The sequence below is a fragment of the Legionella septentrionalis genome (assembly GCF_003989745.1).
Lineage (GTDB): Bacteria > Pseudomonadota > Gammaproteobacteria > Legionellales > Legionellaceae > Legionella_A > Legionella_A septentrionalis.
In genome coordinates this window covers 1-7,073 of record NZ_RZGS01000057.1, presented here as the reverse complement: position 1 = coordinate 7,073, position 7,073 = coordinate 1, and the positions used below count along the sequence as shown (strand labels likewise).

The following is a 7,073-nucleotide window of genomic DNA, read 5'->3' as shown; positions in this document are numbered from 1 at the left end:
GGGAATACAATGAAGAAAGACCACACGATTCACTGGGTGATTTAACGCCATGGGAATATTTGGCTAAAAAACAGGCGAAAGACTCTAATTTAGGCTGCCACTAAAAATGGGATGTTTACAGATCGACGCTAGTTAACACCTGCATCATTAATGATTGACAATAAACGAAAGAATACCTGCTATCACCTCATAATCATCCATTTTTAGGATATAAGGGTTTTCCTTGCCCTCCTTAAACACTAACAAACCATCCTGACTTAAATTGAAACTAATAATTTTGCTATGCTTGATAGTGAATTGCTTTTTAGCACCTAAAAAACCAATCCTTTGATTTGTAATATAAAAAACACCCGAATCCTCAGGGGTTACATATTCATTGACTTGTTGCACCAAATTAAAAGACCCAAACTTATAGCGAAGACCCTTTACTATTTTTATCGATCCTGAGATACCCGAATAATTTATCCGAGCAATCGATTTTTTTATTCTACATAAAAAAGCATCTTCTCCATAATGGAGAACCTCTTCTTTATTAAAACATATGTTGAGGTTATGACTCTCTTTAGGTATTTCTACTAGAACCCCATGAGCAAGAAGACCAAGCGCATAGAATTTATTGAAATCAGCCTGAGAAAAATTGATATCTGTCGTCTTGAGGGAAAAATAAGTTAAGAGCTCTTCAAAAGATTGTTTTTCTTTCTCAGTAATCAATGAATCCGAAATTAATAAATTCCAATAATTAGACAAAACAGTCTTATGTATTTTATTTATTTCATCCGTACTAAGCGAATATTTTTCTTTTAAAAAATTTAATTGATCAATTTCACTTGATGTCAACAAACCATCTGATATGAAAAATAAGAGAACCTTTCTATATTTTGTCATCCCTTCTTTTTCGAATACTATATTCCTAACACTTTGACACAGTTGAGAAATAGCTTTTTTAAAAGCAGACATTTATTTTCCTTTCGATGTCTTACTAACTCTAAATATGGGGTATTAATAGTCTTCTTGCTAGGGTCTGTTGACAATTGATTGTTAACGGATTGAAAAGTAAGGGCAAACTCGTAATATTCAGGTTCTCACACAAGAACAAAACGAGTTTGCAATGGCTAGACATAAGCTCAGTGATGAGCATTGGTCAAAGCTACGGACAATAATGCGCGAACAAGGGATTTATGACAAGCCCCATTTACGTAAAACAATAGAAGGAATACTGTATCGTATGCGTGTTGGATGTCCATGGCGAGATGTACCAAGACGCTTTGGACGCTGGAATAGCGTCTTTCAAAAATTTAATCGATGGTCATTAAAAGGCAAACTAATGCTGGTTTTCAAGGCATTGGTACAGAAGCCTGATCTGGAATGGGAATTCATTGATGGCAGCATCGTTAAGGCTCACCAACACAGTGCTGGTGCGGCTTCTGAAGAAAATCAGGCCATAGGGAAATCCAGAGGAGGTAATACAACAAAGATTCATATGGCAGTTGATGCGCATGGATTACCTCTTGATTTTGAGATTACCGGTGGCGAGGTTCATGACTGCAACGTTGCTCCTGAGTTTATCGAAAAATTACCCGTTGCAGATTTTACTGTTGCAGATAAAGGCTATGATAGCGAAGAAGTACGCGATGCTATTCTCAAAAAATCATCTATTCCTGTCATTCCAAGAAAATCTAATTCTAAAATTGGCAATACTGGTATAGATTGGTGCCTGTATAAATACAGACATTTAGTTGAAAACTTGTTCGCAAGAATAAAGCATTTTAGAGGGCTTGCTACAAGATTTGATAAGTTAAAACGAAATTATGTGTCTGTTGTAGCTATGGTTTGCGCAGTGTTGTGGTTACCTATGTGAAATGTCAACAGACCCTAGTTGTCAGAAAGAAATTACAGGTTATTTAAGGATACAATTATTTAAGAGTTTATGTGGGGATGTTAGTCTTAGCCTGCTATTCATTTATCTTATATAAGCTTCGAGCTATCGGGTTTTTTAAAGATGCCATATATATTGGAATTATTACGAGCGTAAATATTATATTGTCCTCCCTTGTCATTATTGTCACAAAATCCTTTAATAAAGCTAGCTGGCCTTTTGTAATTTCATCGATACTTCTGACTTTTGCTGCGTATTTTCTTGGGATTAATTGAATTTTATAAAAAGTTATAAAAAAACATTTTAGACTTCGCTTCACTAATAGTTACAAGGGTGAGGCGGTAGAGATGCTCGCTCTCTTTCAATCCCTATCATTCACATGAACAGTTTTAAAAAAATTATCATCCTCTTCCTTTTCGCTTCATGCTCTTTTGCATATACCAAACCCCATTCCTTTCAATCGGCTAAAAAAATAGCCCGCGTTATCTTTGCTGAGAATTCACAAACCCTATACTGTGCTTGCCAATTTGATGACAGATTACGAGTAAACCTTAAAAGCTGTCATATGGAAAACGCTTCCCAACATCATCGAGCACATCGGATTGAGTGGGAACATATCATGGCGGCCGATCATTTTGGACATCATCTTACTTGCTGGAACGAAGCCGTTTGCACTCATAAAAACGGAAAACCATACAAAGGTCGAAAATGTTGTGAGAAAGTAGATAAAGCATTCCGTGAAGCAGAGGCTGAGCTTTATAATTTATGGCCAGAGGCGGGACTCGTCAATCAAGCACGCTCTAACTTTCGTTTTATGATGCTTTCTGATGAAAGTACTTTCTATGGGTGCCCTATTAAAATTTCATCAAAACAAAAACGGATTGAGCCACCTGATCGTGCCAAGGGAATAGTCGCCCGAGCTCATTTATTTATGAGTTGGTATTATGATATTCAGTTAAGTCTTTCTCAACGAAAATTATTTGAAGCGTGGGATAAAACTTTCCCACCGAGTGGCGAGGAACTCCTTTGGGCAAAGCGCGTGAAAGCCATTGAAGGTTACCCCAACCCTTTCATTGAAAATCATCTTTATTAACGACAGAAACAATAACAAATAGAGCGATAAAAAGGACTAAGGTTCTTATATCATCATAAAAATAAAATTTAAAACTCTATTGAGAAATTAAATTCACAGTGATATTTTTCCGCTCATATTTTATGGATAATAAGGATTTTTCTATGCCTCTACCCCTTCTTTTAGCGCCTGTCGCTGTGATCGGTGCAAAAGCCACCGTGTCTGTTGGCACTCTAATCGCGAGTATCGTGGTAAGCGGGCTTGCCGGTGGCAGTATTGTTGGACTAGGTGGACTGGCTCTCTGGTATTTAAAGCTGGATTCAAAAACACTAACAAGCCTTGAGCACATGAAAGCCCTCGATGAGCAACACCAAATCACCCAAACCCGCATCCGTACAGCGTCTGAAGGTATTCAAAAAATTGATGTCGAGCTTACTTCTCTGAGCGATGAAATTGACGAAGTAATTGACACCATATCATTGGAACAGCTGCAATTATTATCTGAAAAAATAGCTGAAACCAGTAATTACCTGCAATCAACAGTAAATCTTACACAAAAAACCGGCGAAGAATTACATAAATCATTATTGGGATTAAAAGAGATCGGATCCCAAATCAAGGAAGCAGGTATCAAATCAACCCGAAGAATTTCCATGCTGAATCAATTGCTCGATGAGAAAGAAGAAAAGCTCACCCAAGCAACCAAAGAAATTGCAGCCTTAAATAAAACCGCCACCGAGCAAACCTCGACTCTTGAAGAACTCCAAAACGTCATAAAAAAGCTTACTGATGAAAATCTTCAAAAAACACAAATAATTGAAACGCAGGGCAGTCAAATTAATCAGCTTCAAACCATATGTGGAACTCTTAAACAACAGTGCATGTTCTTTAAGGCAAAACATATGGTAATAGAAGAGCAGCCCGCGCCTACAGCCAGCAATATGCTTAAATAGATTTTTTAAGGAGCCACATCAATGCAAGTACTCATCTGGATTGGAAACCAACTTAAAAATCTAATCGACTGGTTTTCCCCAATTAACAAAGAATATCCCGCCAATGAAACAGGCGAGCTCATAAAACGTAAACTCGAAAGTAAAAGCTGGTTTGATGCCCTAACTGCTTGGTGGATTCAAAAGCACCTTTTGTTAAAAGTAGGTACTTTCACAGGCATAAGCGTTGTGGCAGGTGTGGCAGGATTACTGACTGGCGTGCCTGTTTTGTTATCGCTTGCAGCCCTCTGTTTTTCTATACTCATTCATTCCTTATTTGTTTTCCATGAACGAGCCCGCCATGCTGCCGCCGAAATTATTGCCACAGAACAAAAAGCTTTGGATGAAGATTTAAAAATCAATGTGGAATTTTTTGAAACTGCCGCGGCAAAACTCAACGCCGGAATTGAAAAACTACGAGCCCGACACGACGACCTAGAAAAACATAGCAAATTAATGGATGCGGGAGCCCAGTCACTCGAGCAAAATAATGGAAAACTGTCTGCTGTGGCACATGAGATGGAAAGAGAAGCAACCCGGCTTATCGAACCACAAAAAGAAATTAAAAAAGAATTCGATGCATTAACAACAAATGTGAAAGAACATGAAGATGCGATTGTTGCCTCAACTCTTAAAGTAAGAACCATTGGTACTGCAGCAGCCGAGTTTTCGACCGCAGTTCACAGTTTTGAGCAAAATCAAAAAATATTTTCAGCAGCAACCAGTCGTTTTTGTCACTTCGTCTCAGAGGAAATTTTTTCCAAGCAAAATAATTCACATAATCAAAAAAACGGAAATGAGAGTAAAATTGATCAATTTATTGCCTCCATGAACCAAGAGATAGAAGAAAATGAACGATTAATCCAAGGGTTCAGTCGTACTCCTTCTTGCGGTATGTAGTGAGGCTATTTACTTCGAAGTACAAATTTACAACCACGAGTTTGGCGATAATCATCCCATGACAAATGGAGCTAGTTATCGCCATACGTAATATTTTCTAAAATACTTAACCAATACTTTATCTTACTGGTTAAGATGACTTATCTCATGATCCATAGCATCCTGCATTGCTTTCAATGGAAGCCAATCTTCGATGGGCATTAGGCCAGTTTTTTTTGAAGACTAAATAAACCTGCGAGTTCATCATATTAAGGCTTGAAAGCAATCCATACTCTCCTAAATACTAAATATATTTTACGGATAGAGACGGCAACCCATGGAACCTGATGCTATGTCTATCGTTTGCTCAGTAAACCATGTGAATACCTTCCCATTTTCCTTGTCTATATTTTGATTGATTTATATACAACCAACCGATATATTCTCTTCCCACTTGCATGGCTCATGAGCGAACTATGAGCCTGTGAATCCATAGGACAAAGTCCTCCTAAAATCTTGGGTAGCATTCGATGCAAAATCATTCCATAGCGCCAGAGGCGACAACCTCTACTTGGTCAAACGTGTTTAGTTTATTCAAAGACTATTTCATTCATTCCGATGAAAAACTGCGCGCATGGGCTTTATTAATTGGTACCGGAGTCTGTGTCGTGGGGCTTGTCGCCCTGATGGCTGCATTTTCATGGTGGTCGGCCGGGTTTTGGGCGGTTCTAACCGCCAAAGCGTTGACTCCTTTTTTAATTAGCATGGGACAGTTTAGTTTAATTCTCGGTGCCTTTGTGGGCATTTCCGTTTTAAAAAATTTTCTCATTCAAAAACTTTCCATCTTGTGGCGAAGCTGGCTTACCAAAAAAATTACGTCTGAATTGTTCGAAAGTGAAAACAATTATTTGGAGCTCAAACGATTTTCCCCAGAGATTGATAATATATCTCAACGCATCCAGGAAGACGTAAAATCTTTCGTGGATTTAGCGCTTAATTTAGGCGCGGATTTATTAAATTCCGTGCTTACCTTGGCAACCTTTGTTGGTACTTTATGGATAGTAGGAGGACCACTCGCCTTTACACTGCTTGGCCTTAATGTCGTTATCCCCGGCTATTTAGTTTGGGTAGCCTTAATCCTTGCTGTTTCAGCAACACTCATGACGCATTTAATCGGTAAATCGCTCCCTGCTGCAAACCAACACGTTGAGAAAGCCGAGGCAGACTTAAGGCAGGAATTGGTGCAATTAAATGAAGAAGCGGAAAACATAGCGGAGGAGCACGCCGAAAACTATTACAAAACGACCATCAATAATCAAATTGAGGAAATTAAAATCTCGGCAAATGAAAAGCTTAACACCGACACCGGGTTAATTGCTTTTCAAAGCTTCTATTCGCAATCTGCAGGCATTCTTCCAAATCTGCTGGCAGCGCCTCTTTATTTTAGTGGCCTTATAGAGATAGGTCAGTTAATGCAAATTGGCCTGTCTTTTACCCAGGTGAGCATGTCACTTAGCTGGTTTGCAAATACTTATGAAAACCTATCTAAAATCAAGGCAAGCATTGAGCGCATCACCGAATTAAAAGAACGCTTCGAGAAAGAAGGACTTCAAACAAGCCCCAAAGAAATCGTTAGAAAAGTACGAGACAAAGATTCACTCAAAGTGAAAGGATTAAACATTGCCCCACCGAGAGAAAGCACCGACTACATCCTACGTAACTTGAGCTTAAAGTTTATGCCGGGTGAACACGTTTTGATTAAAGGCGCATCCGGTCTTGGCAAAAGCTCTATTTTTAAAGCCATTGCAGGCACATGGAAATATGGCGAAGGAAAAATTTCAATCCCTTCGGGCAAATCCCTCTATTTTCTACCGCAAAAACCAACCATTCCGAACGACACCCTAAAAGCTGTCTTGGCTTATCCAGAGCCGGTAACTACTTACGCTGAAGAACAATACAGCGAAGCATTAATGGCAGTCGGCAGAATGGAGCATTTTATTTCAAGATTGGATGAGAAACGCAATTGGTCAAAAGAATTGTCAGGAGGACAGCAACAAAAAATCGCTTTCGCACGGGTTTTATTAAAAAAACCCGATTGGCTTTTCCTCGATGAAGCGACTTCTTCGCTTGATGAAGAAAGTGAGGAGCATGTTTATAAGATGGTAAAAGCATTAAAGACTACGACCATTATCAGCATCGCGCACCGTACTACTGTGGAAAAACATCACTCCAAAATAGTATTTTTCAATGCCAATGA

The 7,073-nt window shown here is 38.8% G+C and carries 6 protein-coding genes; 5 read left to right on the top strand and 1 reads right to left on the bottom strand.

What is annotated here, in order from left to right; translation table 11 throughout:
- Window positions 1-147: 147 nt before the first annotated feature.
- Window positions 148-957, bottom strand: a complete 810-nt coding sequence (locus ELY11_RS11845; RefSeq protein WP_126954203.1) for a hypothetical protein — start codon at window positions 955-957, stop codon at window positions 148-150.
- A 151-nt stretch (window positions 958-1,108) separates the two neighbouring features.
- On the opposite strand from ELY11_RS11845, the gene ELY11_RS11840 reads away from it, so the two are divergent.
- From ELY11_RS11840 to ELY11_RS11820, 5 genes are all read left to right on the top strand, one after another.
- Window positions 1,109-1,858, top strand: coding sequence for an IS5 family transposase (locus ELY11_RS11840; protein WP_127033760.1), 750 nt, complete (start codon window positions 1,109-1,111; stop codon window positions 1,856-1,858).
- A gap of 397 nt (window positions 1,859-2,255) precedes the next feature.
- On the top strand, window positions 2,256-2,969 hold the full coding sequence (locus tag ELY11_RS11835) for an endonuclease (RefSeq protein ID WP_127033757.1): 714 nt from the start codon (window positions 2,256-2,258) through the stop codon (window positions 2,967-2,969).
- Between the two features lie 143 nt (window positions 2,970-3,112).
- On the top strand, window positions 3,113-3,901 hold the full coding sequence (locus tag ELY11_RS11830) for a hypothetical protein (RefSeq protein ID WP_127033754.1): 789 nt from the start codon (window positions 3,113-3,115) through the stop codon (window positions 3,899-3,901).
- Window positions 3,902-3,922: 21 nt separating this feature from the next.
- Window positions 3,923-4,837 carry a hypothetical protein gene (locus ELY11_RS11825; protein WP_127033751.1) on the top strand — a complete coding sequence of 305 codons (915 nt, stop codon included), beginning with the start codon at window positions 3,923-3,925 and terminating at the stop codon, window positions 4,835-4,837.
- A gap of 509 nt (window positions 4,838-5,346) precedes the next feature.
- Window positions 5,347-7,073, top strand: a 1,727-nt coding sequence (locus ELY11_RS11820; protein ID WP_148110537.1) for an ABC transporter ATP-binding protein/permease, incomplete at its 3' end; no start/stop codon positions are given.